Genomic DNA, 25,476 nt, shown 5'->3' on the forward strand with positions numbered 1-25,476 from the left:
GGAAAGCGGGGGCGGCCTATTCGCCGCGCGGGAAGCGTGCGTTCTCCTCGACGACGTTGAGGTCCATGTGGTTGCGCATGTAGCGCTCGGAGGCCTTCTGCAGCGGCTGGTAGTCCCAGGGGAAATAGCTGCCGTTCCTGAGCGCCTCGTAGACGATCCAGCGCCGCGCCTGGGAATGGCGCACTTCCGCGTCGAAGCGGGCGAGGTCCCAGCGGTCCTCTGCCATCGCGCGGTAGTGCTGGAGCGTGGCCTCATGCGCCGGATTTCCGGCGAGGTTCGCGAGTTCATGCGGATCGGCGTCGAGGTCGAAAAGCTGCTCGGGGTCGAGCGCGCAGGCCGTGTATTTCCAGCGCCCCTCGCGCAGGCAGACCATCGGCGCATAGCTCGCCTCGGCGGCGTATTCCATCGCCACCGGCCCGCGGGTGCCGCCCGAGGCCAAGGGAACCAGGCTTTCGCCGTCGGTCCAGTCGCGGATCTCGTCGAGGCTGATCCCGGCGAGGTCGCAGAGCGTCGGGCAGATGTCGATATTGCTGACCGGCACGTCCACGCGGCCCGGCGGCATCTGCGGCGCGGCGACCATCAGCGGCACCCGGGCCGAGCCTTCGAGGAAGGACATTTTGAACCACAGGCCCCGCTCGCCCAGCATGTCGCCATGGTCCGAGACCAAGAGGATGATGGTGTTCCCCTCCTGCCGGATGCCGCGCAGCGCCTCCATCACCTCGCCGATCTTGTCGTCGAGATAGGAGATATTGGCGAAATAGGCGCGGCGCGACCGGCGGATATCGTCCTCGGAAATGTCGAAGCTGCGCCAGTCATTGGCATCGAAGATGCGCTTGGAATGCGGGTCCTGACTGTCATAGCCGAGATCGGCGACCTCGGGCAGCAGGCGGTCGCACTCCTCGTAGAGGTCCCAGTATTTCCGCCGCGCCACATAGGGGTCGTGCGGATGGGTGAAGCTGACCGTCAGGCACCAGGGCCGGTCGTCATGGCCTCGGCCGAGATCGTAGATCTTGCGGGTGGCGTGATAGGCGACCTCGTCGTCATATTCCATCTGGTTGGAAATCTCTGCCACGCCCGAGCCGGTCACCGAGCCCATGTTGTGATACCACCATTCGATCCGCTCGCCGGGCTTGCGGTAATCCGGGGTCCAGCCGAAATCCGGCGGGTAGATGTCGGTGGTCAGGCGTTCCTCGAAGCCGTGCAGCTGGTCCGGCCCGACGAAATGCATCTTGCCCGAGAGGCAGGTCTGGTAGCCCGCGCGGCGCAGGTGATGGGCATAGGTCGGGATCGAGGAGGCGAATTCCGCGGCATTGTCGTAGACCCCGGTGCGCGAGGGCAGCTGGCCCGACATGTAGCTCGCCCGCCCCGGGGCGCAGAGCGGCGAAGCGGTATAGGCGTTGCGGAACCGGGTCGAGCGGTCTGCGAGCGCGCGGATGTTCGGGACATGCAGGAACTCCGCCGGGCCGTCGGGGAAGAAGGTCCCGTTCAGCTGGTCGACCATGAAGATCAGGATGTTCGGGCGGGTCGCGTCTGTCATTGTCTCTCGCTGCACGTCGATGCCAGCGCCGGAATGGCGCATTGGCGATATTTCATTGGGAATCCGGAGGAAGCTCCGCGCGAGACTAGTTGACTTTTCCCCATGGTCACGGGGAAATCATCTAATGTCTGACATTGGGAAATCTTATACCAGCTTGTCGCGCCATGCCGCCGATCTCTGCCTGTTCCTCCTGGTGGCGGAGTGCGGGCAACTGTCGCTCGCCGCGGAACAGGCCGGGCTGAGCCAGCCGCGCCTGAGCCAGCGCATCAAGGCGCTGGAGGAGTCGCTGGGCCGCAGCCTGTTCCGGCGCCACCGCCGCGGCGTGACGCTGACGCCGGAGGGGCGCGAGCTCCTCGAGGTGCTGGGTCCGCCGCTGGGCGAGGCCGCCGCGGGCTTTGCCCGGCTGACCGGGAAGCGCCAGCGGCGGCAGGTGGTGATCCAGACCGACCTCGCCTTCGCCGGCTTCCGCTTCCTGCCGGCCTTCCCGTCGCTCTGCGCCGATTTTCCCGATCTCGGGCTGTCGCTGATGACCCGGCAGATGCCCGATCCCGATCCGGACAGCACCGCCGACCTGCTGATCCGCATGGAACCGGCGGGGCAGGAGGGGCCGTCGCGGCGGCTGCTCTTCCCCGAACGCGTGCATGCCGTGGCCAGCCCCGGCTTCCTCGCCCGACACCCCGGGTTATGCAGCCCCGCCGATCTGGCGGGCCTGCCGCTGATCGAGCTGGCTTCGCCCAGCACGCCGCCCTGGTACACTTGGAGCAGCTGGCTGCGCCGCTTCGGCGTGACGCTGCAGTCGCGCTCGGAGCGGATCAGCTTCAACAGCTACGACCACGTGATCCAGGCGGCGGAGGAGGGGCTGGGCCTGGCGCTCGGCTGGCGCGGGCTGACCGATGCGCGGATCGAAGCGGGCACGCTGGTCCCGGCGCTCGCGGCGGAGGCGGACAGCGCCATGGCCTATGTGCTGAGCATGGAAACGCCCGGAGCCTCGAAGGAGGTCCGGGCGGTGTTCGACTGGATCGCCGAACGCTTCGGCGGCTGAGGACCGCCGGATCAGAAGGTCAGGACTGCCTGGGTGCCGACATCCGGCAGCCGGTCCTCGTCCATGTTGGCGCGCGCGATCTCGAAGCCGAAGCGCAGCGTGCTGTCGGAGCTGCCCCAGACTTGGCCGCTGTCGAGCTTGAGGCAGAGCATGGTCAGGTTCGGGTCTTCCTTGCCGCCCCGGAACCAGGCGGCGGCGACCGGCGACCAGAGCTCCTCGAGCTTCTCCGCATCCATCACCTCGGCGAGGCTGCCGCGCAGGCAGGCCTGGAAGTCCTGGTCCTCGCTCATCAGCACGAATTTCGCCTTCGCGCCGAGGGTCAGGCCTTTCACAAGGTCGGTGTCCTTCGAGGTGAGGAACCAGATCTCGTTCTTCGCCCAGTCGGGATAATGGGTCATCGGCTGCATGTGCTCGGCCGAGCCCTCGATCCCCAGCATGCCGGCGCGCAGTTTCTCCATCTCCTTGCTCAGGGCGCTGCGCGGGTCCTTCTCGATGGCGGAATAGGCGTTCATCTCGATCTCCTTCCGGGTTGCATCCGTCTGCACCGTCAACGGCTTGCGTGCCGGGGAGTTCCTTGCCGATCAGCCCGCGAGCCCTGCGGCAAGGCGCAGATCCGCCGTCACCGCCGCCTCGAGCCCGGCGCGCCGCACAGGGTCGGGCAGGCGTAGCAGATGCGCGGGATGCAGCGTCAGCAGCACCGGCGTTCCATCCGCCATCCGTTCGACGCTGCCGCGGCGCCGGGCGATGTCCCGGCCGTTTCCGGTCAGCGACATCGCCGCCGTCGCGCCCATGGCGAGGATCGCCTTGGGCCTGAGCAGCTGCCGCTCCAGATCGAGCCACCAGCGGCAGGCCTCCGCTTCGCCCGCCTCGGGGCGCTGGTGGATCCGCCGCTTGCCGCGCGGCGCGAACTTGAAATGCTTGACCGCATTGGTCACCCAGGCGGCAGAGCGGTCGAGCCCGGCCTCCGCCGCCAGCGCGTCGAAAAGCTGGCCCGCCGGACCGATCAGCGGCCGCCCTTCCAGATCCTCGCGCTCGCCCGGCTGCTCGGCCACGATCATCAGCCTTGCCTCCTGCGGCCCTTCGCCCGCGACGTCATCGTCGCGTCCTTTTCCCTGTCACATGCGCGGCGGCGGTGCGCTCCACCTTGGCGGGCGTCCGCCCGGCATCGAGGAATTTCAGCAGCCAGGGCAGCAGCCGCGGCAGGTGGCGCCAGCGGATGGTCAGCGCGCCCTTGCGGTCGGCGAGATAGCCCGGCACCTGCCGCCAGAGCCCGGGCATCGACATCGGCAGGATCGAGGCGGGGCTGAGGAAGGCGGCATTGCCGAAGCTCGCCGCCTGGGTCCCGCCCGGCGTTCCGGGCTCGACCAGCGTGACCCGGTGCCCGTCCATCAGGAGCGCGCGGCAGGCCGTGACGCCGACGATGCCGCCTCCGATGACCACGATATGCTTGGAAGTCTTCTCTGCCATCTGTATTCCCGTCCCTCTCCCGTCCGTCTCCTGCATGAGCATGGCTCATGGCTCATGGCTTCCGGGGCATCGGCATCGCGGGCAAGGGGGCTGTCCTGCGCAAGTTTCCGGCAGCCGGGCGATCGGCAGCCATCCGGCAGCATGACAGATCTGGCCTCCGGGGCGAACTCGTGAAATTCTCCGTATGCCCTGAGTTTTAGTCATGCCGGAACCGACCATGCGCCGCTTCGTCCCTTCGCACGCCGCCCTGCTCGCCTTCGAATCCGCGGCGCGGCACATGAGCTTCACCCGGGCCGCCGAGGATCTGGCGATCACCCAGAGCGGGATCAGCCGCCAGATCAGCAGTCTCGAGACCCTGCTCGGGGTGCGGCTGTTCGAGCGGGCGGGGTCGCGGCTGATCCTGACCGAGCCCGCCCGCGCCTATCTGGCGGAGGTCACGGCGGCGCTCGACATGATCGAGCGCGCCTCGGTCAATTGCGTGCGCGGCGCGACGCTGGAGGACGCGCTGCGGATCTGCGTGCATCCGACTTTTGCCTCGCGCTGGCTGGCGCCGCGGCTGTCGCGCTTCCTCGCCGCCAATCCCGACACGGTGGTCGATCTGGAAAGCACGGTGCAGGATCTCGATTTCGGCGAGGCCCGGATCGACATCGCCATCCTGCGCGGCCGCGGCGCCTGGGCAAGGGCGCGCGCGCAGGAGCTGTTCCGCGAAGAGCTGGCCGTGGTCGCCGCCCTCGGCATAGGCCCGGCGGTCCCGCCCGCGGGGGTGATCGATTTCGACAGCTTCCCCAGCCTGCAGAATGCCAGCCGCCCCGACCTGTGGCTGACCGGCTGGGCGCCGGAGCTGCGCAAGGTGGTGCGCGACGAGCGGCGCTGGCCGATGGAGTTCGCGCTCAAGAAGGCGCGCGAGGCCGGAGCGGAGAACCAGCGGCGGATGGAGGAACTGGCGGACCGTGTGGCTCGGGGGCTGCCGATCGGGGCGGTCGACGAGGCGTTCTTGGCTCGGCGTCAGGAAATCCTCGCGCGCTGCGAGGCTCTGGTGCGCGAGGTCACGGCATGATGGCGCGTCCGTTCGATGCGGCGAAGGTGGCGGCGCTGGCCGAGCGCGACAGGCGCCGGGCGGCAGCTGCGGAGCGCAGCCAGGAGGAGGCCAAGCGGCTCGGCAAGCTGATCTGGTTCATCGAATGCGTTCGGTCCGCTCGCTCGGACCCATGGCGCTCGGGACCTCGCTCGCCGACAGCAAGACGAGAGGGCTGAACCCCGGGGACACGCGCCTGACGGACACGCGGAAGTTGAACCTCCTGATTGCCATCACCGCAGTCGCCATCGCCCTGGCGTGCCGGGCCGCCATTGATCGCCTCGGCCAGAAATATCCCGCGCGCAAGAAGCATGGCCATTGCGGGCGATCATGGTTCAGGACGGGATTTGACGGACTCCGTCACCGCTTGAGATCAGGTCTCGGCGATCCCATCGCGAGGCGGAAAATCGTCGTGCCGAGATGTTCGAGCGCTGGAGCCGCGTAGTTTGCGCGGCTGGGAGCAGGTTTTGCGGGAAAGCCGATGGCCGCCGCTCTCTGCCACACAACGGAACATCAGCTGCGGGCTGCTGCCAACGTTGCGGGCAAGCGGGGAGGGGCGTGGCGTCTTTTCCGGCGCGGCGGCCGGCGCAAACTTGGATGCCGTCTTGCACCGTCCCGCGGCCTGCTTTCCGGCAATGTTCGGGGGGCATCGCGGGCGCCGAGGTTGCGGCGCCCGTGGCGGCCATCGGGATAGGCCCGGCTGACGCTAGTCCAGCGGCGGCACGCGGGCGATGAAATGGCCCTTCACGCCCTGCGGCCATTGACGGAACGGCACCTGGCCGGTCGCGCTGGCGGCATGGCCGTCGGCAAAGGCCGAGACTGCCGCGGCGTCTTCCGCGCTGCCGCCGAAACGGCCGAGCACATAGGTCAGCTTGCCGTGATCCGAGACGGCGATGTTGCAGCCATGGTCGCAGCCCATCAGGCAGGACGTGCCGCGCACCGCGACCCCGCTGCCGGAGGCGGCCTGCAGCTCAAGAAGAAACGCTTCCCCGCTGGGGGGAAGCGTCCGGTCTTCACGTTCCTCTGCGGTCCGGCAGGTCGTGCAGACGGTGATCGTCGTCATTGCAGCTCAGGCGTCCCGGCAGAACAGCTCGTGCAGCAGTCCGATGACGCGCTTGGTGCGCTCGTCCGCCAGCGAATAGTGGATCGCCTTGCCTTCGCGGCGGGTGCGCACGAGCTTGTCCGCACGGAGCCGCGCCAGATGCTGGCTGACGGAGGATTGGCGCGCCCCGAGCAGAAGCTCGAGATCGGTCACGGTTTTCTCGCCTTCCATGAGGTAGCACAGGATCATGAGGCGGCCCGGATGGGACAGGGCCTTCAGATAGGAGCTGGCCATTTCCGCATTGTCGGCCATGTCGGCCTGCAGAACGGCACCCGAAGGCATGTCGCTGTTCATCTCGGATACGAAGTCAACTTGGGTCACTGTTTCAGTCATTGTACTCGTAGAGCTTAGCACTGGGGATACTGGTTTCAACGCATTCGACATATAACCGAATAAGTTGAATGAAAAGCTTTTGACTCGGTAAATCCTGACTTGAAAACCCAAGTATTGGTGAGTTGACTATTTTTGGAGCAGCTCCAGCGCCCGGGCCAGAAGCCGCGCATCGCAATTGCCGCCGCTTGCGGTGACGATCACGGTCTCTTCGCTCAGATCGTTTCCGCGGAACAGGGCGGCGGCCAGCGCGGCGGCGCCGCCCGGCTCGATCACCAGCTTCAGCCGCAGCATCGCGAGGGCCATCGCCTGCAGGGCTTCGCTGTCGGAGATGACCAGCCCCGGGCCGCAATGTTCCTGGATGAGCGGAAAGGTCAGCTTGCCCGGCGAGGGCGTGAGGATCGCGTCGCAGAGGCTGCCGGACTGGGCCGGGTTGATCTCGCGCTGCCCGGACGCCTGCGAGCGGCGGGTGTCGTCGAAGCCTTCGGGCTCGACCGGGCGGACGGTGAAGTCCGGAGCGGCCTGCGACAGCGCCACGGCGATCCCCGAGGTCAGCCCGCCTCCGCCGCAGCAGACCAGCACCTCGGCGCGTTCGACGCCCATCGCCTGCGCCTGTTCGGCGATCTCCAGCCCGCAGGTGCCCTGGCCCGCGATCACCTGCGGATCGTCGTAAGGGCGCACCAGCGTCATGCCGCGCTCTGCTTCGAGCTCCAGCATCAGCGCGTCGCGGTCCTGGGTGGCGCGGTCATAGGTGACGATCTCGGCGCCATAGGCCCGGGTGTTGTCGAGCTTGATCTGCGGCGCGTCGGACGGCATCAGGATCACCGCCGGAACCCCCATCTCGCGGGCCGCGAGCGCGATCCCCTGGGCGTGGTTGCCGGAGGAGGCGGCGCAGATGCCGCGGGCGCGGGTCTCGGGATCGAGCGCGCTGATCGCCGAGCGCGCGCCGCGGTACTTGAACGATCCGGTATGCTGCAGGCATTCCGCCTTCACCAGCACCCGCCGTCCGGCGATCTCGTCGAGAAACGGCGAGGACAGCAGCGGCGTGACGCGGGCATGTCCGGCAAGGCGGTCACGGGCGGCGGCAATCAGGTCAGGGGTCATGTCAGCCTTTCGAGGAACTCGGAAATCACGGCCTGGGCCTCCGGTTCGTCGAGGAAGGGGACATGGCCGCGGTTCGGAACCTCGCCATAGATCATGTCCGGACGGCGGCGCCGCATCTCCCCGGCGGTGGCGGCCGACAGGATATTCGAGTTCTGACCACGGATCAGCGCGAGGGGCAAGCCCTCGAGCGCGCGGAACAGCAGCCACAGATCCTGGATCGCGTCCGTCGCCGACTGTTCCATGATCGACCGGCGCAGCAGCGCGTCGTAGCGCAGGTCGAGCCCGTCGGGGCTGTCGCAGTAGATCCTGCGGGCATGGAGCTGCCAGCGCTCGGGCGGGACATCGGGGAAGCTCTGGCCGAAGACCTCGGCAAAGCGCCGGGCGGCATCCCCGTAAGTGCCGGCGGCGGGGCGCTTGCCGAGATACTGGCCGATATAGGCGAGGCCCTCGGGCTCGATCTCGGGGCCGATGTCGTTGAGGCAGACGCCGGTGATCCGCGGCTTGTGCCCGCCCGCCAGCGCCATGGCGATCAGCCCGCCGCGCGAGGTGCCGAGGATCGCGGTGCGCGCGATGCCCAGATGGTCGAGAAGGTCGATCGCGTCATGGCTTTCGCGGATCAGGTTGTAGTTCAGGTAGTCGGGGTCCCAGTCCGACTGGCCGCGGCCGCGGGTGTCGAGCCGGAGCACCCGCACGCGGTCCGAAAAGTCCCGTGCCACGAAGTCGAAATCGGCAAGGTTCCGTGTCAGACCGGCAAGGCAGAGCAGCACCGGCCCGTCCTTCGGCCCGTCGTCGCGATAGGCCAGCCGCAGCCCGTCGCGGTTGGAGAAATACGCGGTGGTCCCGATTTCGGCGGGGCTGTCCCGAAGGTTGTGCAGCATCGCCTGCGCGGTGCCGCAGACCTGCGTCAGGTCGGGCTGCTCCATGTCCGGGCGGCCCTGCAGCCGGTCGACCGGCTGGCCTTCGCGGTTGACCCAGAGCGTGCGGAAACCGTAGCTTGCGGCGGCGGCAATGTCCCAGCCATTGGCCGAGACGAACAGCACCTCGCCGCGCGGCCGGTTGAACCGCGCGCTGACCAGTTCGTAGACCCGCGGATCGGGCTTGAAGACCCCGGCTTCCTCCACCGAGATCAGCGCATCGAAGAGGCCGTCCAGCCCGGCCGAGGCCACGGCGGCCTCGATCATCTCCTGCGTGCCGTTCGACAGCACGGCGGTCTCGAAGCCGCGGTCCTTGAGGTCTCGCAGCACGTCGGGGACCTCGGCGAAGGGCGGCAGCCGCCGGTAGAGCGACAGCAGCCGGTCGCGCAGCGCGCCGTCCCGGGCCAGCTCGAAGCCGTGGCGTTCCAGCGTCCAGTCGAGCGCATCGCAGGTGATCTGCCAGAAATCGGCATGCTGGCCGGAAATGCTGCGCAGCCACGAATATTCCAGCTGCTTGCGCCGCCAGTCGCAGGCCAGCTCTGCCGAGCAGGCGCCGAGCTTCTCCGAGGCTGCGTCGGAGGCGACATCGCGGGCGGCTTCGGCCACATCGAAGAGCGTACCGTAAGCATCGAAAATAATTGTCGTAATTTTCATCACCGCCTCCCTCGGCAGGAGAGTTGCATGTCTCCCGCGGGACAAAAAGCAATAATTCGATACATTGTCCTTGCGGAGGGTCAACTATGGCATCGAAGTCCCGGAAATGTGACGCGAAGAGGCAGGTTGCGTCCGGAACGTGCGGCAATGCAGCACGGAGCATGCCGCCGGTGCCCAGGCCCGGCGGAGTTTCTCCACCGGCCAGGCCGATGATTGCCGCGCCGGGCATCCTGCCGCCGCTGCCCGGATTGCGGCGCTGGCGCGTGCAGGAGATGGCGCTGGTTCCGGGCCGGGACGTCAGGGAACCGACCCGGAGGATTGATGCGCCGCGAAAACCGCCACCCCAGCCCGGACAGCTCCAGCAGGCTCGCCACGAAGCCGTTCGCCCCCGGGCTCGGACCGATGGCGCCTTACTGGCTCACCCTGGCGGAGCGGTAGCCCGAGCAGGACCTTGAGGGTGAGGCAAGCCTGGATCGTATTCGTCGGGCAGGGCTCCGCCCGTCCGGCACTCAGGGGCTCCGCCCGTTCCCTCCCCAAACTGTCCGCAGGGACAGTTTGCCTCCTGCGGAGGACCGGAGCGACCCCGCCGGAGGATTTGCCGCTGGCGCGGACCGGCCCGGCCCCCCCCCCGGACGATTTCCTGATCCTCCTCATTCGCTGTAGGCCTGCTGGCGGCCGCGACGCCCGGACGCTACTGCGTCCCACTGCATCTCGGGATCGAACCAGACCGTCAGCGAGCCGCGCCGCCGCAGCGCCTCGCTCGCCGCTGCGCTCGGACCGGTGGCGCGCAACGGCTCGCGAGCCACGCCAGTTGGTGGTCTTGTAGGTCGTCTTTGGTGGTCTGCTCGTGCTGCCCGGCTAGCATGCTGGATTCACGACATGAATCCCATAGATTTGCGCAACGACGCCCCGGCCGGACAGCGACAGAGGCGCGGAGACGCGTGGCGGGTGCCGCACCGCTCTTCGCCGGCAGGTGCAGCGGCCGGATGCGCCGACTACCGGCAGTCGTTCCCGGCCCAGGCGCGCAGGTTGCGCTTGAAGGAGCCGCCCAGCGGATGATCCTTGGCCACCGCCCGCGTCATGCTTTCCTTCAGATAGACCTGCGCCTGGGTGCAGAGCGCCTCGCGCGTCCAGGAATGGCAGCTCGAGCACTGCTTGTCCTTCCAGACGGCCTCGGGCAGGCCCTCGATCGGCGGGTAGAGCGGCGAGAGCTGCGTCACCTCCATGATCGTGCGTCCGACGATCTCGGGCGCGCCGTCGGTCATCGGGCGGTCGAAGAAAACCGGGGCGGGCTCGGCCTGCGGCTCCGGCTCGCGCGCGGCGGGCGCGGCCAAGGCGGCAACGGCCTCGGGTTTCGGGTCGGGATCGGTCGCGGCCTTTGCCTCGATCGTCAGGTCGATATCGATGTCCGACACCCCGAAATAATGCGCGGAATCCGGCGCGGTCGAGAAGGTCTCGCCGAGGATCTCGACCGAAGCCACGGCCGTGTCCTTGTGGTTGCCCGCGACCCAGTCGGTCTGGAAGTAGATCTCGACATCGCTGCCTGCGGCGAGCGTGCCGATCACGATGTCGCCGCCGTCATAGGTGATCGCGGTGTCCGACCAGGAATTGGCGGCGTCGAAGACCACGTCGACGCCGTCCTCCGGGTTCACGGTGCCAGGGTTCCCGACATCCGTGCCGCCGCTGACATGCAGCACGTCGGAGAGATAGACGTCCTGGATGTCGAATTCGCTGTTGTTGATCAGGACGTATTTGAAGGTGATCAGGCCGTCTTCGTCCTCGGTGAAGCTCGGGCCCCATTCGCTGTCAGCCGTGTAGAACACCTCGTTCTCGGTTTCGGGGTCGCAGACCACGCCTTTCTCCAGCAGGAACTCGTTCTCGCGCAGGCTGCTGCCGGTATTGGTGAAGATGACGGTCACGTCATCGCCGGGATTGACCGTGAATTCGCTGGTCTGCAGCCCGGTCCCCGCGGCTTCGGGGGTCGTGAGGTCGCCGTCGGTGTCAATGAACCAGCCGGTCGACCAGTAGATCGAGGAGAAGGCCTCGGCCACCGAGAAGGAGGAGCTGAAGTCGAAATCGGCCGGGAGCTCGTAGGTGACCCAGTTCAGCCCGTCCGCGTTCATCCCGGTGCCCGACACGTTGTCGGTCAGGGTGAAGATCTCGGAGGTGGTGCCGTTGGTCAGGGTGAAGTCGAAATCGACGCCCAGCGGCACGGATTCCTTGATCACCGTGATGGTGGCGCGCGAGGCATTGCCGAAGTTCAGCGTGCCGTCGCCCTCGGCGCCGACCTCGTAGAGGCCGCGGTATTCGGGCGTGGCGCCGGATATCGCGAAGCCGCCCCAGTGATCGGGCGAGGACGGGAAGGTCTGGACGAAGCCGTCGGGCTCGACCTCGGTGACGAAATAGGTCTCGCCGCTCAGGAGCGGCTTGTCGGGCTGCACGGCGGTCGAGAATTCGTAGTAACCGGCCTCGTCGATCGTCCCGTCGCCGTTGACGTCGGTGGTGCCGTCGCTGGTGGTGGTGGTGGAGTAAAGCTCGTCGCCGGCGGTCAGCACGCCGTCGCCGTCGGCATCGCGCCACAGCTGGATCAGCACGCCGTCAAGCCCGGTCTCGCCCTGGCCCTCGTCCCAGTTGCCGTCGGAATTCAGGTCGTTCCACTTGTAGCCCGAGATCACCCCGCGCAGCACCGCATCGAGCGAGAACGGAATGGCGCCGGTCGAGAGCACGTCGAGCGGGTCGCTGGGATCGTTCTCGGTCTGGACGCGCAGGCTGGAACCGGTGAAATCGGCGGCGCCGGGGGCGTCTTCGTAGGCTTCGCCGGGAAGCGCCAGGCGCAGGCCGTAATAGATGGTGAAATCTGCGTTGTCGGCGTTCTGGTCGACGGTGAAGGTGATCTCGGCGCTGCGCAGCTTGTCGCCGCTGCCGCCTTCCAGCGCCAGGTAGGTCAGGCTGGTGATGTCGAGATCGGCGTCGTCGATGAAGAAGGTCAGGTTGGGCGCATCGACCGGCAGCACGCCGGCATCCTGGTCGGTGAAGACATTCGCGGTATCGGCAAACAGGCCCGAGGCATCCGGGAATTCCACATTGGCCGTGGTTTCCGGGTTGCTGATGGTCGAGTCGTACTCATCCATGTAGAGGAACCCGCCGGCGCCGGACGAGCCCTGGAAGTAGTCGAAGCGCAGGATGATCTTGTAGGTCTCGCCGGCCACCATGTCGGTGACATGGAACAGGTGCGGGACGACATCGCCCTCGAGATAGCCCGCGGTCGTGTCGTTCACCGCGTTCTTGGTCCAGCTTTCCTGCAGGTTCTCCCAGTGGTGGTGGTCCTTCAGCGCCGGGGGCGCGTCGGTGAAGCTGGTGGCGGCGATGGCCGCGTAGATGTCGTCGCCGCCGCCCAAGGCGCCGTCCGCGCCGGTCGAGCCGATTTCGGCGGCGGTCAGCAGGAAGCGCTCATAGGCGGAGTCGGGATCGCGGACATACCAGGAGGTGACGATCTGGCCGTTGGCCTCGCCGTCCAGATCGGGCTGCAGCCAGCTGATTTCGTAGCTGCCGAGATCGGGATTGTAGACCGTGTAGCGGTTGATCGTGTCGTCATAGACGAGGTCGTCATCGGTTCCGGAGATCCCGTCGAGCCCCTCGAGGCCGACGCCGTCGATGGCATAGAAGGAGTCGTGGTCGGACTCGAAACCGCCCGGTGCCGGACCGTATCCGTCATCCGCGGTTCCGTAGATCCCGTCGGCCCCGGCATCGAGCTGGTCGTCCAGCGTGCCGTAGATGCCGTCCGGTCCCGGGCCGTCGACATGGAGGATGCGGAATTCGACGGTCCCCCCGACCGTGACCCCGCTGGCTGTGATGGTGACGGTGCTGCCCGGAAGATAGTCGAGCTTGTCCGTTTCCACCGAGAAATTCACGCTATCGATCGAAGTTGCGTCCGACATTGCCAGCCCCCTACTGCAGTCAGCCTGATCCTGAGCAGCCCTGCAGTGCCGCAGGGTCTGCGCGGTCCGCGCATGCAGGTCGGAAGCGATCCGGGTGCTGGCCAAGCCTGGCGCAACTGGAAAAATCTTCAACACACTGGGACGAGCACACCGGTTCCGCTCATGTCACATGCCTGAGCAGCTGCCGAAGGCGGCATCGGTGCGATCATTTCCGGCTCAAAATCCAGCACGTCCGGCCCCGTTTCCAAGCGCGGCCGTAAACGTATTTTTAACTATTTGACGGGCGTTGCCGCTTGGCAAGGGCGTTGCCGGGGGGCGGTGAAGGCGGCAGGGGCGCCTTGCGCGGACCGGTTCGCGGGACGCCCTGATTTTCAAGGAAAATAGTCCAAAAACCGAATACAATCTTGAGGTGATTAAATTCTGTGCGAAATGATATCATATTGGAAAAAAATCTCCTCCGTGGCGCAATCAGAGAGAATGCACCTGGAATCAAGAACAACCCACGCGTGTGATTCGCGCTGGCGCGGCGAAGTGCCGTGTGATTCGATTTTCCGAATCAGGCGTTCCGGCGGGACGTGTAGGGAGGCGCCGCATCGCGTGTTCCGGATTTTCAGCCGGCCTTAACGGCGCCCGTGCGAAGAAGCCTGCGCAGTTCGCCAGCATGGGACACGTCATGAAACGCGATCCGTTCCGGAGCAACGCGGAGGTCTTCGGGACCGGGAGCGGGGACCGCCCGGATTTTGCCCCGGTGGCCTGGCAGTCCGGCGCGGGGTCCGCGCCCGTGCTGCCTGCGCTTCCGGGAGGGGATGCGGTTGCCTCCCTGGCCGCGGCCATGCCCTGGCAGACCGGTCCGGCCGTCCTTGCGGCAGCGGCGCCGACCATGGCCTCCGCCAATTTCTCTGCCATCCGCCACATGCTGACCGTGCACAATGCCGAGGAGATCATGCTGGTGCTCTCTGCCGGGCAGTCGCTGAGCATCGGCTCCACCCTGGCGGCGAATTACCATACGGTCTGGCCGGGGCCGGTGGACGGGCGCGCCTGGATGCTGGATTTCGGCGATCCCGGCCTCAGCGCCCGCGGCTGGAACCACCGGGAGGTGGCGGCGGGGATGTTCCGCGGCAGGATGCCGATGGAAAGCCTGGTGACCGAAACGCCCGCCCCGGCGATGGTGGCAGGGATCCTGGCTGCCTATGACGGCGCCGGCCATGTCGCGCCGGACATCCTGCATGCCTCCACCGGCGCGCTCGGCGCCTCGGTGCTGCAGCTGATGGCGGCGGGCGACGATCTCTACGGCAGCCGCGCGGCCGCTCTGGCGTCGACCGGGCAGGACGATCTCTTCGCGGTCCGCAACGCCCACGGCACCTATGACTATTTCGTCAATGACGGCGGCCGGGCGCATTTCCTCGATACCCACCGCAGGCCGCCCGGGCTCTGGGACACGATGGAAGCGCAGATCGGCTTCGCGGCCGAGGCCGCGGCCCGCGCCGGGCAGGCGGTGCATGGCACGGTCGCGGTCGGCTTCGTGCAGGGCACGGCCGATGCCGGACTGGACGATCCCGAATTCGGCTATGGCTGGGCGCTGTCGCGCTATTTCTCGATGATCGAGGCGGAGCTGCGCAAGGCGACCGGCCTGCCGCGGCTGCAGGTCGAATTCGCCCTGTCCCAGGCCCAGGGCAAGGCAGATGCCGCCGTGCCGCTGGCGCAGCTCGGTTATGTTCTGGCGGAGGACAACGTCCATCTGGCCGTGCCGCAATACCAGTACCGCTTCATCTACGGCTCCGATCCCGGCATCGACAACCGCCACCTGACGCCCGAGGGCTATTTCCATCTCGGCCAGGGGCTGGGGGCGAGTCTGGGGCGCGCGCTGACCGGGCTCCCGGATCCGCCGATCGTCATCGAGGAGGCGGGACATGGAACCGGGACCGAGATCGTGCTGCGCTTCGGCGGGGTGGAGGGGCATCTGGTCGAGGATGCCGCCCTGTTCTCGGAGGAGCAGGGGTTTTCCGCGCCGCCGAACCTGGGCTTCCGGCTCAGCGAGACCGGGTCGGGGCGCTTCGTCGACATCCTGCGCGCCGAGATCACCGGCGCCGACACGGTCAGCCTCTGGACGGCGGCGGAACTCGAGGGCAGCTACCGGGTCTGGCTCGGCGCCCATGGCCTGCCGCTGGGCGAAACGGCCTCGCCCGGCGCGCTGCAGAGCCACAACGCGGTGTCGCTGCGCGACAGCGAAACCGCGCCCATGGCGGTGCCCGGCGGATACCGCGGCGAGATCATCGATGTCTTCGAATTCGCGCCGATCCAGGCCTTCGACCTGGAGCTGTGACGGCTGCGTCATCCCGTGCTGTTGCGCCCCGGGGCGGCCAAGGCGAGTCTGTGCCGGTTGCATTTCCGGGAGCAGGCCGTGATTTCAGTAGATTGCATCGAGGCTGTGCGCGTCCGCGCGCGGGCGGAGCCGGATCCTGCGCAACGCCGTATCCTGATCTGCTTTTCCGGCGTGAACCACAGGATGGGCGGGATGGCCATGCAGGCGCCCGAATTCTTCCGCGCCGGCGAGGCATTCGACAACATGCTGTTCATCGACGATCTGGGCCGCAGCTGGGGGAACGCCATCGATTTCGCCGCGATGTTCGCCCGGCTCGCGCCCTTCCTCGACGGCCGCCGGGTGTTCTGCATGGGCAATTCCATGGGCGGCTTCAACGCGGTGCTGGCCACCAATTTCGCCGAGGTGGAGGTCTGCCTCTCGGTGGTGCCGCGCTTCACCGTGCATCCCGACTGGGATCTGCCCGACGGCGAGGACCGTCCCTATCTGGCCGATATCCGCGACTGGCGCTTTCCGACGCTCGCGGGGCAGTTCAACGGCCGGACGCTCTACAAGGTGCTCTCGGGCTCGTCCCCAACGGAAACCTGCCATTCGCGGCTGTTCCCGGTGCAGCCCAACCTGCATCACTACGAGCTCCGCCCGACCAATCACGGGCTGGCCCGCTCGATGAAGCAGCAGGGCGTGCTGCCGGAGCTGGTGGCCGGCGCCTGGGACGGGACCATGACCGCAGCGCGTCTCGCCGCGCTGACCGGCAAGCAGGTCCGCGTGCTGTCGGGGCCCGAGCGCAGGGCGCGCGACGTCCATCCAATTTCCGCCACGTCCGAGACACGACCATGTCGAGGGCTTTGCCCAGCTGGCTCACGCCTGTCCATGCCCGCAGCCTTGATGCGGACCGGCTTCGGACATTGATCGATGCCCGGGAGCGGCGGCTCCGTCTGCGCAATGATCCCGAACGCCATGTCCGTGGCGTGCTGAAGACCTTCGGCATCCGGATGACCGGCATTCACCAAGGCAAGCTCCGCAAACCGTTCCGCGATCATCTGGCGGATGCCGCCAGGCGCGAACCGGTCCTCGGCGCGATTGCCGAAGGGTTCATGACAGTCCATGCCATGTTGTGCTCGGCCCTCGCTGCTCTCGACAAGGAACTGCGCGGACTCGCGAAGGGATCAGAGCTTGCCCGGCGCCTGATGGCCGTTCCCGGTGCCGCAGCGCTTGTCGCTCTCAACTTCACCGCCCTCGTGGACAGGGAAGACCGGTTCCGGACGTCTGCAAGCCTGGGCGCATTCCCCGGCCTCCCCCGCGCCGCGACCAGTCCCGAGAGACAGATTGTCAGGGGCGCATATCGAAATGCGGGAATGCCGCGATGCGCAGCCTGCTCTTCGAGGCCGCCACGTCATTGATGTGCCGGGGGAAACGGTTCCCGCCGCTCAAATCATTGGCCCTCCGGCTGGCCGCGCGCAAGGGGCTCAAGCAGGCAGCCGTTGCCGCCGCTGCGGATTCCGGAGCATCCGGTCGCTCGTTCCAGGTCGCGGAGCCCAGCAGCGTGCCGCCCGCGGCAAGCGTGACGCCCGAGGCCATCAGCATGCGCAGCAGGTCGCGGCGGGTGGCGCCGCGGCGGATCGCGCTTTCCACCATGGCATCATCGCGGGAGGTCCAGTTGGTCGGCAGTCTGTCGGTCATCTCGAATTTCCCTGTCTGGTGTGATGGAAGGGCCGGGCGGTCTGCTGCCGCCCTCGGCCCGTGTCAAGCAGGCCGCGCCTCAGGCGGCGGTCTTCGCAGCCTCGTCGGCGGCCTCGGCCAGCTCGATCAGCGCGTGGAAGTGGTAGTCCGGTTCGGTAAACTCTTTGGGCTCGATCGTGCCGCCATAGCCCTTCTGGGCGTGGCGCCGCTGGATCCAGGCATTGGTCATGCCGAGCTCGCGGGAGATGCCGATGTCGTGGTACTGGCTCTGCGCGGTGTGCAGGATGTCGTCCTTGGTGCCGCCGTCCTTCTCCACATGGGCGAAGACCTGGTGGAAATAGTCCGGGTTCGGCTTTTCGCAGCCGGTGTCGTCGGTGGTGAAGCCCGCCCAGAACGGCTGGCCCAGCTTCTCGGCGTATTTCTCGAAGGCCCAGCGGCGCGCATTGGTCATCGCGATCAGCTTGTAGCGGGCCTTCAGCTTGGCCATCGCCTCGGCGCTGTCGGGGAAAGGCTTCGCGTCACCGACCTTGTCGATCATGTGCTGGCGGTTCTCTTCGGTGTCGGGCAGGCCGAAGGCGGCGGCGATCTTGGAGAAGCAGCGGCCCAGGTCGTCGGGGAAACGGAGCGCCTCGGGCTCGTAGCGGGCATCGCGGTAGACCGACAGCGCAGCTTCGCCGTCGATTTCCATGCCGGCCGCGGCGGCGATCTCGGCGAGGCCGTCCTTGATGGCGCCTTCGAAGTCGATCAGCGTGCCGACCACGTCGAAGGTGACATAGCGGAACTCGGTCAGCGGTTTCGGGGCGGGTCGTGCCATTGCGGCGGTCCTTTCGGCTGTGCCGCGACCTCGGTCTGCGGCAGGATATGCTGCGGGGTCTCCGGGACGGCGGCCTCTGGCAAATCGCCCCGGATCGGGCCTCTTCCATGCATCTTTGCAGGTCGCGCGCGGCCCCGCGTTCCGAAGGACGGGGCTGCCGTGGCAGAATCTTCCGAAATCGGTTCCCCCACGGCACAATCGTCGGCGGCGCTCAGTAGCCCCGTCCGGGGTCGACCGCGCCGGGCAGCGGCGCGCCGTCCCGGTCGGCACGGATCACCGCCAGCGCATGCGCGGCGCCTTCGCGGGGGGCGCAAGCCGTTGCGGGATGCGCTCTGCCTGCCTGCCGTCGTCGCGATGCGCTGCACCCTGGCCTCAAGGCCAAGCACGCCCAGCTCCGCGAGGCCGGGACACCCGCAAAGCTTGCCATCGCCGCGCTAGCTCCTGCTCGCAGCCAGCGCGCTGGCGAAAGCCGACAGGTTGCGGACCCCAAAAGCCGCTTGCGGATGACGGATACCTGTCTTGCCTCGCGGCAGCCCGCAGCTGCCGGTCGAACCCGGCCACGTGGCTGCGCATGTCGCTCCATGCCCCGAGCAGCGGCAGGATGATCCGCGCCAGATCATCCCGTCCGTCGAGAAGCGCCCGGACATTGGCCTCGAAGATCCGGCCCTTGCCCTTCGGCACGATCAGCCCGAACGTCTTCATGACGCCCCGGATCTGGTTGCCCAGCTGGATCGACATGCCGACGATCTGGCTGCGGAGCGCGATCAGCGTGCGCGTCGGCATCGAGCCGAACGCCTTGGCGCGGACTTCCTTGCAGAACCCGGCCTCTGCGATCCGGGCAAGGCCGTCCGCATCATTGGCATCCGTCTTGTTCAGCGTTTCGTTCAATATCCTCTGGGCATGGCGCGCCTCGATGCAGATGGCGGGAATGCCCTTCGCGGTCAGGGCGTGGCAGAACCACGTCGCGAGCGGGCCGCTCCCGAAGACGGCCCGTTCCGCCCGCGGAGCGTGCCTTCGGATGATCTCCGCGACGCTTCCGGGATCGGAGGCGCATTTTCCCCGCCAGATCCGCGAGCCGTCCTCCCGGACGGAAATTGCGTTTTCCTTCAAGGATACGTCCGGCCCGACATGCTGTCCCATGGTTGTTCTCCGCCTGTTGCCTGGGACAGGATCTCTTTCCGACCCCCTTCCCATCATGGCGCGGGCGGCCCTTCGTAAATCCATCCAGAAGGCCGGGACGGCTCGCTCCGCGATTACGCCATGTACAACAACACCTAACGGCTGCCGGGACCGATCGGGCACGTGCCGCCAGCCGAGGCAGAGCGGCGGCATCTTGAGCACGCTCAGCCGATGGATAAGGTTGCATGACGCGTTGAACGAAATACCCTCAGGGCAAGCCGGGGCGTTCCATGCCGTGCAATCACCTGCCAGTCAGCGGACCGAGGCCGATCGTGGCAATCGCCGTCATGGATGGCGCCCCCCCGGTGGCGACTTCGACAGCACCCGATGCGGCACATTGCGAGGCCCGGAGCGGAAGCCAGCCACGCAATCAATGGCAGGCGATTGCACGTTCCCCGAGACCGGCAAAGAAAGCTGCCGAGGCAAGGCCAACGCGGGGCAGCAGGACCCGGGACGGAGAAGTGACTGGCATTGACCGCCGCATGAACCGGGCACCCTGGACTGCGGGACCGTGTGCTCGTGGAGTGCCGCCGTCGGCGCGAAGACCGCCCATATCGAGCCCGGCAGCCTTGGGAGTGTCGGGGCAGGGCTGCTGCAAAAGCTTCAACGCCAGGCGGGGGGACGGACCGATGAACGGCGAGGCCTTCTGCAACCGGGCGAAGGCGGAGGCCAGCGGCACCGCTGCACCGAAAGGCCCCGCATGCCTTGCCGGGATGCCGGCCGCCCGCGCCGGAGGTCACGCCATGGCCGGCTTCGCCATGCGCCCCAGGCTCTGGCGGCTATCCGGGCCGTGGCGCTGACCTCTGGACGCTGGACCGGCCGTCGCCGGGTCGGGCCACCGCATGACGCCAGGGACGCGCTGCGGGCGGACGGGCGCCGGAACCTCCCTCCAACGGCATGCGACGGGACCGGCGGTGCCGTCTGCGGCGCCGGATGCCGCGGGGCGGCAAATCAATGTCGTCGCATTGTCGGATTTGCCACATCGCCGAATTTCCGGGCGCGCCCTGCGCATCATCCTGAAATAAAGCCTGATTTTTTGCTTTCCGGAGCTGGCACGCCGCCTGCTGTTCAGGCTGCGAGCGCGGCAATGGGGCCGTCTCGAAGATCAAAGACGACCTTGCAAAGGAAACCAAGCAATGAGCGACCTCCGTCAGATCGCCTTTTACGGCAAGGGTGGCATCGGCAAATCCACCACGTCGCAGAACACCCTGGCTGCCCTCGTGGAGCTGGACCAGAAGATCCTGATCGTCGGCTGCGACCCGAAAGCGGATTCCACCCGCCTCATCCTGAACTCGAAGGCGCAGGACACCGTCCTGCACATGGCCGCCGAGATGGGCTCGGTCGAGGATCTGGAACTCGAAGACGTCCTCAAGGTCGGCTTCAAGGACATCAAATGCGTCGAATCCGGCGGTCCCGAGCCTGGCGTCGGCTGCGCCGGCCGCGGCGTCATCACCGCCATCAACTTCCTCGAGGAGAACGGCGCCTACGATGACGTCGACTACGTCTCCTACGACGTGCTCGGCGACGTGGTCTGCGGCGGCTTCGCCATGCCGATCCGCGAGAACAAGGCCCAGGAAATCTACATCGTCATGTCGGGCGAGATGATGGCGCTCTATGCCGCCAACAACATCTCCAAGGGCATCCTGAAATACGCCAATTCGGGCGGCGTCCGTCTCGGCGGCCTGATCTGCAACGAGCGCCAGACCGACAAGGAACTGGAACTGGCCGAAGCCCTGGCAGCACGTCTCGGCTCGCAGCTGATTCACTTCGTCCCGCGCGACAACATCGTGCAGCACGCGGAACTGCGCCGCCAGACCGTCCTCCAGTACGCCCCGGAGTCGCAACAGGCCGAGGAATACCGCCAGCTGGCCAACAAGATCCACAACAACTCGGGCAAGGGCGTCATCCCGTCCCCGATCACGATGGAAGAGCTGGAGGAGATGCTGATGGAATTCGGCATCATGCAGTCGGAAGAAGAGCGCCTGGCAGCCATCGCCGCCTCGGAAGCCCAAGCGTCCTGATTTCGGCCCCGCCAAGCACAGGACCGGCCCCCGCGGCCGGTCCATAGCCCCACATTCCCCAAGCACGCGAAACAGGAGCCAAAAGAATGGCCAAAGATCACGTCGGCGGGTCGGAAGACTACGAAGCCCTCATCGAAGAGGTGCTCGCAGCCTACCCCGCGAAATCCGCAAAGCGCCGCGCCAAGCATCTGACCGTTGCCAAGGCGACCGAGGAAGAGCCCGATGCCACGACCGGCATCGCCTCGAAATGCGACACCCAGAAATCGAACATCAAGTCCGTCCCGGGCGTGATGACGATCCGCGGCTGCGCCTATGCTGGCTCCAAGGGCGTCGTTTGGGGCCCCGTCAAGGACATGGTCCACATCTCGCACGGCCCCGTCGGCTGCGGCCAGTATTCGTGGTCCCAGCGCCGCAACTACTATATCGGCAAGACCGGCGTGGACAGCTTCGTGACGATGCAGTTCACCACCGACTTCCAGGAAAAGGACATCGTCTTCGGCGGCGACAAGAAGCTGGCCAAGACGATCGACGAGATCCAGGAGCTGTTCCCGCTCAACAACGGCGTCACCATCCAGTCGGAATGCCCGATCGGCCTGATCGGCGACGACATCGAGGCCGTTGCCAAGCAGAAGAACAAGGAACACGGCAAGACCATGGTGCCGGTCCGCTGCGAGGGCTTCCGCGGCGTGTCCCAGTCGCTGGGCCACCATATCGCCAATGACGCCGTGCGCGACTGGGTCTTCGACAAGGAAGACAGCGAGGCCGTGAAGGCCTACGAGCCGGGCCAGTACGACGTCAACGTGATCGGCGACTACAATATCGGCGGCGACGCCTGGGCCTCCCGCATCCTGCTCGAAGAGATGGGCCTGAACGTGGTTGGCAACTGGTCGGGCGATGCGACCCTGGCCGAGATCGAGCGCGCGCCGAAGGCGAAGCTGAACCTCATCCACTGCTACCGGTCGATGAACTACATCTGCCGCCACATGGAAGAGAAATACGGCATCGAATGGATGGAGTACAATTTCTTCGGCCCCAGCCAGATCGCCGCCAGCCTGCGCGCCATCGCCTCGAAATTCGACGCGACGATCCAGGAGAATGCCGAGAAGGTCATCGCCAAGTACCAGCCGCTGGTCGACGAGGTCATCGCCAAGTACCGCCCGCGCCTCGAGGGCAAGTCGGTCATGCTCTATGTCGGCGGCCTGCGTCCGCGCCATGTCGTCACCGCCTATGACGATCTCGGCATGGTCATCGCCGGCACCGGCTACGAGTTCGGCCATGGCGACGACTACAAGCGCACCGGCCACTACGTGAAGGAAGGCACGCTGATCTACGACGACGTCACCGGCTACGAGCTGGAGAAGTTCATCGAGAAGATCCGCCCCGACCTCGTCGGCTCGGGCATCAAGGAAAAGTACCCGGTACAGAAGATGGGCATCCCGTTCCGACAGATGCACAGCTGGGACTATTCGGGTCCGTATCACGGCTATGACGGCTTCGCCATCTTCGCCCGCGACATGGACATGGCGATCAACAACCCGGTCTGGGGCCTCTACGACGCACCGTGGAAATCCGCTCCGGAGGCGATCGCCGCCGAGTGATCGGCATTGCGGTTTCAAGATGAAACCGTCCAGGTTGCAAACCGCAACCGCTGACAGGACGAAGCCCGCCTGACCCTCGCAGGCGCTTCTCCGGCGGCCGGGCACGTCCCCTGCGGTCCGGCCGCCCTTTCCCTCTCACCCCTGGCGCGTCTCGGAATGCGGACGGCCATAGAAGGAATGCCACCATGCCCCAGTCGGCAGACAAAGTGCTCGATCACGCACCGCTCTTCCAGCAGCCCGAATACAAGGAGATGCTGGAGAACAAGAAGGTCAAATACGAATGCGGCCATCCCGACGAGATGGTCAAGGAAATCGGCGACTGGACCAAGTCCTGGGAATACCGCGAGAAGAACCTGGCGCGCGAAGCGCTGACCGTGAACCCGGCGAAAGCCTGCCAGCCGCTCGGCGCCGTCTTCGCCGCCGCAGGCTACGAGCAGACCATGAGCTTCGTCCACGGTTCGCAGGGCTGCGTCGCCTACTACCGCTCGCACCTCTCCCGCCACTTCAAGGAGCCGTCCTCCTGCGTCTCCTCCTCGATGACCGAGGATGCGGCCGTGTTCGGCGGCCTCGTCAACATGGTCGACGGCCTGGCCAACACCAAGGCGCTCTACGATCCGAAGATGATCGCCGTCTCCACCACCTGCATGGCCGAAGTCATCGGCGACGACCTCTCCTCCTTCATCGCCCAGGCGAAGCAGAAGGGCTCGGTTGCCGAGGATTTCGACGTGCCCTTCGCGCACACCCCGGCCTTCGTCGGCTCCCATGTCGACGGCTACGACAACATGCAGAAGGGCATCCTCAGCCACTTCTGGGAGAAGGCCGAGCGCACGGTCGACGGCTCGATCAACATCATCCCCGGCTTCGACGGCTTCGCCGTTGCCAATATCCGCGAGATGAAGCGCCTCTTGGCCGAGATGGGCGTCGAGCACTACACCATCCTCGGCGATGTCTCGGATGTCTACGACACCCCTTCGGACGGCGAGTTCCGGATGTATGCCGGCGGCACCAAGCTGGAGGACGCCAAAGCCGCGCTGAACGCCAAGGCCACCCTGTCGCTGCAGGAATACAACACCCCGAAGACGCTGGAATACTGCGCCGACAAGGGCCAGGAAACCGCCGCGCTGCACTATCCGGTGGGCATCCAGGCCACAGACGAGTTCCTGATGAAGATCAGCGAGCTGACCGGCAAGGAGGTCCCCGAAAGCCTGCGCATGGAACGCGGCCGTCTGGTCGATGCCATGGCCGACAGCCAGGCCTGGCTGCATGACAAGACCTACGCGATCTACGGCGATCCGGACTTCGTCTACGGCATGGCCCGCTTCATCCTGGAAATGGGCGGCCAGCCGAAGCACTGCCTGGCCACCAATGGCGGCAAGAAATGGGCGAAGAAAATGGAAGAGCTGCTGGCCTCCTCGCCCTTCGGCGCAGGCTGCCAGGTCTGGCCGCAGAAGGATCTGTGGCACATGCGCTCGCTGCTCTCGACCGAGCCCGTCGACATGCTGATCGGCAATTCCTACGGAAAGTACCTGGAGCGCGACACCGGCACCCCGCTGATCCGGCTGATGTTCCCGATCTTCGACCGCCATCACCACCACCGCTTCCCGACCTTCGGCTACCAGGGCGCGCTGACGGTGCTGGTCAAGATCCTCGACACGATCTTCGACAAGCTCGACGACGACACGATCATCCCGGGCGAGACCGATTACTCTTACGACCTCACCCGGTGAGCCCCGTCCAGCCAGGCTGCACCCTTCCGCAGCCCAGCCAGACCCCGGGCCGGTGCCTCGCGCACCGGCCCTTTTTCCGTTCCGCAGCCCACCCCGCGCAAGGCCGCAATTCCCCGCCGGACCGGCGGAATTGCGTCCGGGGACGCCCGGCCTTGATCCTGATCAAGGTTGCGGGGGCAAAGACCAAGCTTTATGGTCGGGTAAATTTCCCGGAGAGCCGAAATGCGCCGAGTCACCGCCATGGCCGTCCTGGCCGCCACGACCCACGCCCTGCCCGCCGCTGCGGCCGGGGGTTCCCCCTTCGACAGCCTCGAGGCGCTGGGCGAGGCCTTGTTCTTCGACACCGCGCTTTCGGCGAACCGCACCCAGTCCTGCGCCAGCTGCCATGATCCGGAAACCGCTTTCGCCGATCCGCGCGGCGCCGCATCGNCCCGGCGATGACGNGCGTGTCGCTCGGCGACCGCAACGCGCCCTCGGCCGCCTATGCCGCNCTTTTCGCCCGAGTTCCACCGCAAGGAAAACGGCCGTTTCGCCGGCGGCCAGTTCTGGGATGGCCGCGCAGGCAAGCTGGAGGACCAGGCCGGCGGGCCGCCGCTGAACCCGATCGAGATGGGCATGAAGGACAAGGACGCCGTCGTCGCGCGGCTGCGCGGAAACCCGGATTACGTNGGCGGGCTTCGGCAGCTATTTCGGCGAGGGCACGCTGGAAGACACCGAAAAGGGCTATGCCGCGATGACCGCCGCGCTGGCAGCCTTCGAGCGGACGCCGGAGCTCGCGCCGTTCGATTCCAAGTATGACAGGTACTTGCGGGGCGAAGTTGAACTGACCAAAGAGGAAGATCTGGGCCGGTTGCTGTTCTTCTCGCAGCAATTCACCAACTGCAACCAATGCCACCAGCTGCGNCCGCTCGGCCGTCGATGACCGCGAGACCTTCACCAATTACGAATACCACAATATCGGCACGCCCGAGAAC

At 66.7% G+C, this 25,476-nt stretch carries 20 protein-coding genes and 3 pseudogenes; 9 read left to right on the forward strand and 14 right to left on the reverse strand.

The genetic code is table 11. The annotated features are described in order from the left end of the window. Positions 1 to 16: 16 nt before the first annotated feature. Positions 17 to 1,537, reverse strand: coding sequence for a choline-sulfatase (gene betC / locus C7T91_RS26750; RefSeq protein ID WP_108263107.1), 1,521 nt, complete (start codon positions 1,535 to 1,537; stop codon positions 17 to 19). Positions 1,538 to 1,661: 124 nt separating this feature from the next. Here betC and C7T91_RS26755 point away from each other — a divergent pair, with 124 nt between their 5' ends. Beyond that, positions 1,662 to 2,579, forward strand: coding sequence for a LysR family transcriptional regulator (locus C7T91_RS26755; RefSeq protein ID WP_161556128.1), 918 nt, complete (start codon positions 1,662 to 1,664; stop codon positions 2,577 to 2,579). Between the two features lie 11 nt (positions 2,580 to 2,590). Here the strand turns inward: C7T91_RS26755 and C7T91_RS26760 are convergent, their stop codons facing one another. From C7T91_RS26760 to C7T91_RS40050, 3 genes are all read right to left on the reverse strand, one after another. Then, positions 2,591 to 3,091, reverse strand: coding sequence for a pyridoxamine 5'-phosphate oxidase family protein (locus tag C7T91_RS26760; RefSeq protein ID WP_108263111.1), 501 nt, complete (start codon positions 3,089 to 3,091; stop codon positions 2,591 to 2,593). A 69-nt stretch (positions 3,092 to 3,160) separates the two neighbouring features. Beyond that, positions 3,161 to 3,637: a UdgX family uracil-DNA binding protein gene (locus C7T91_RS26765; protein ID WP_108262841.1), complete on the reverse strand. Its 477-nt coding sequence runs from the start codon at positions 3,635 to 3,637 to the stop codon at positions 3,161 to 3,163. Between the two features lie 34 nt (positions 3,638 to 3,671). After that, a complete protein-coding gene (locus tag C7T91_RS40050; RefSeq protein WP_108262843.1) occupies positions 3,672 to 4,046 on the reverse strand; it encodes an FAD-dependent oxidoreductase in 375 nt (124 codons plus the stop codon). Between the two features lie 217 nt (positions 4,047 to 4,263). Between C7T91_RS40050 and C7T91_RS26775 the strand changes: the two genes are divergently transcribed. Further along, positions 4,264 to 5,103 carry a LysR family transcriptional regulator gene (locus C7T91_RS26775; protein WP_161556129.1) on the forward strand — a complete coding sequence of 280 codons (840 nt, stop codon included), beginning with the start codon at positions 4,264 to 4,266 and terminating at the stop codon, positions 5,101 to 5,103. Here the strand turns inward: C7T91_RS26775 and C7T91_RS31890 are convergent. The 7 genes and pseudogenes from C7T91_RS31890 to C7T91_RS26810 form a co-directional block, all read right to left on the reverse strand. Then, positions 5,093 to 5,440, reverse strand: a complete 348-nt coding sequence (locus tag C7T91_RS31890; protein ID WP_145963030.1) for a hypothetical protein — start codon at positions 5,438 to 5,440, stop codon at positions 5,093 to 5,095. The genes C7T91_RS26775 and C7T91_RS31890 overlap by 11 nt on opposite strands. A 387-nt stretch (positions 5,441 to 5,827) precedes the next feature. Further along, positions 5,828 to 6,184 (reverse strand): DUF1636 family protein, encoded by a 357-nt coding sequence (locus tag C7T91_RS26780; RefSeq protein ID WP_108262847.1) that lies wholly within the window; start codon positions 6,182 to 6,184, stop codon positions 5,828 to 5,830. A 6-nt stretch (positions 6,185 to 6,190) separates the two neighbouring features. After that, positions 6,191 to 6,544: an ArsR/SmtB family transcription factor gene (locus C7T91_RS26785; RefSeq protein WP_330848896.1), complete on the reverse strand. Its 354-nt coding sequence runs from the start codon at positions 6,542 to 6,544 to the stop codon at positions 6,191 to 6,193. 138 nt (positions 6,545 to 6,682) lie between these two features. Continuing rightward, entirely contained in the window at positions 6,683 to 7,657 is a 975-nt protein-coding gene (locus C7T91_RS26790; RefSeq protein ID WP_108262849.1) for a threonine ammonia-lyase, read from the reverse strand. Further along, complete coding sequence (locus C7T91_RS38750) at positions 7,654 to 9,225, reverse strand: haloacid dehalogenase type II (protein ID WP_330848897.1); 1,572 nt, start codon at positions 9,223 to 9,225, stop codon at positions 7,654 to 7,656. Before C7T91_RS38750 ends, C7T91_RS26790 begins: the two co-directional genes overlap by 4 nt. 653 nt (positions 9,226 to 9,878) lie before the next feature. Continuing rightward, positions 9,879 to 9,986 (reverse strand): annotated as a pseudogene (locus C7T91_RS26805) (IS5/IS1182 family transposase); the annotation flags it as partial. A gap of 234 nt (positions 9,987 to 10,220) precedes the next feature. After that, entirely contained in the window at positions 10,221 to 13,163 is a 2,943-nt protein-coding gene (locus C7T91_RS26810; RefSeq protein ID WP_108262851.1) for a hypothetical protein, read from the reverse strand. Positions 13,164 to 13,995: 832 nt separating this feature from the next. Between C7T91_RS26810 and C7T91_RS26815 the strand changes: the two genes are divergently transcribed. From C7T91_RS26815 to C7T91_RS40055, 3 genes and pseudogenes are all read left to right on the forward strand, one after another. Then, positions 13,996 to 15,486, forward strand: a complete 1,491-nt coding sequence (locus tag C7T91_RS26815) for a hypothetical protein (protein WP_145963031.1) — start codon at positions 13,996 to 13,998, stop codon at positions 15,484 to 15,486. A gap of 192 nt (positions 15,487 to 15,678) precedes the next feature. Then, on the forward strand, positions 15,679 to 16,392 hold the full coding sequence (locus C7T91_RS26820) for a hypothetical protein (protein ID WP_108262855.1): 714 nt from the start codon (positions 15,679 to 15,681) through the stop codon (positions 16,390 to 16,392). A gap of 205 nt (positions 16,393 to 16,597) precedes the next feature. Beyond that, positions 16,598 to 16,840, forward strand: a pseudogene (locus C7T91_RS40055) (hypothetical protein); the annotation flags it as partial. Here C7T91_RS40055 and C7T91_RS26830 read toward each other — a convergent pair. The 3 genes from C7T91_RS26830 to C7T91_RS26845 all read right to left on the reverse strand — a co-directional run bounded on the left by C7T91_RS26830 (position 16,813) and on the right by C7T91_RS26845 (position 19,117). After that, on the reverse strand, positions 16,813 to 17,163 hold the full coding sequence (locus C7T91_RS26830; protein WP_108262857.1) for a hypothetical protein: 351 nt from the start codon (positions 17,161 to 17,163) through the stop codon (positions 16,813 to 16,815). The pseudogene C7T91_RS40055 and the gene C7T91_RS26830 sit on opposite strands and share 28 nt — an antisense overlap. A gap of 79 nt (positions 17,164 to 17,242) precedes the next feature. Further along, positions 17,243 to 17,977 carry an HAD-IA family hydrolase gene (locus tag C7T91_RS26835; protein WP_108262859.1) on the reverse strand — a complete coding sequence of 245 codons (735 nt, stop codon included), beginning with the start codon at positions 17,975 to 17,977 and terminating at the stop codon, positions 17,243 to 17,245. Between the two features lie 372 nt (positions 17,978 to 18,349). After that, a complete protein-coding gene (locus C7T91_RS26845; RefSeq protein WP_201742269.1) occupies positions 18,350 to 19,117 on the reverse strand; it encodes an IS110 family transposase in 768 nt (255 codons plus the stop codon). A 1,175-nt stretch (positions 19,118 to 20,292) separates the two neighbouring features. Here C7T91_RS26845 and nifH point away from each other — a divergent pair. From nifH to C7T91_RS37115, 4 genes and pseudogenes are all read left to right on the forward strand, one after another. Further along, complete coding sequence (gene nifH / locus C7T91_RS26850; protein ID WP_108262861.1) at positions 20,293 to 21,177, forward strand: nitrogenase iron protein; 885 nt, start codon at positions 20,293 to 20,295, stop codon at positions 21,175 to 21,177. A gap of 86 nt (positions 21,178 to 21,263) precedes the next feature. Next, complete coding sequence (nifD, locus tag C7T91_RS26855; protein WP_108262863.1) at positions 21,264 to 22,775, forward strand: nitrogenase molybdenum-iron protein alpha chain; 1,512 nt, start codon at positions 21,264 to 21,266, stop codon at positions 22,773 to 22,775. A gap of 185 nt (positions 22,776 to 22,960) precedes the next feature. Next, the gene (gene nifK, locus C7T91_RS26860; RefSeq protein ID WP_108262866.1) at positions 22,961 to 24,502 is read left to right on the forward strand and encodes a nitrogenase molybdenum-iron protein subunit beta; all 1,542 of its coding nucleotides are present in this window, start codon (positions 22,961 to 22,963) and stop codon (positions 24,500 to 24,502) included. 240 nt (positions 24,503 to 24,742) lie between these two features. Continuing rightward, positions 24,743 to 25,300: pseudogene (locus C7T91_RS37115) on the forward strand (cytochrome-c peroxidase). Positions 25,301 to 25,476 lie beyond the last annotated feature (176 nt).

Origin of the sequence: Mangrovicoccus ximenensis, from assembly GCF_003056725.1 — a bacterium.
Classification (GTDB): domain Bacteria; phylum Pseudomonadota; class Alphaproteobacteria; order Rhodobacterales; family Rhodobacteraceae; genus Mangrovicoccus; species Mangrovicoccus ximenensis.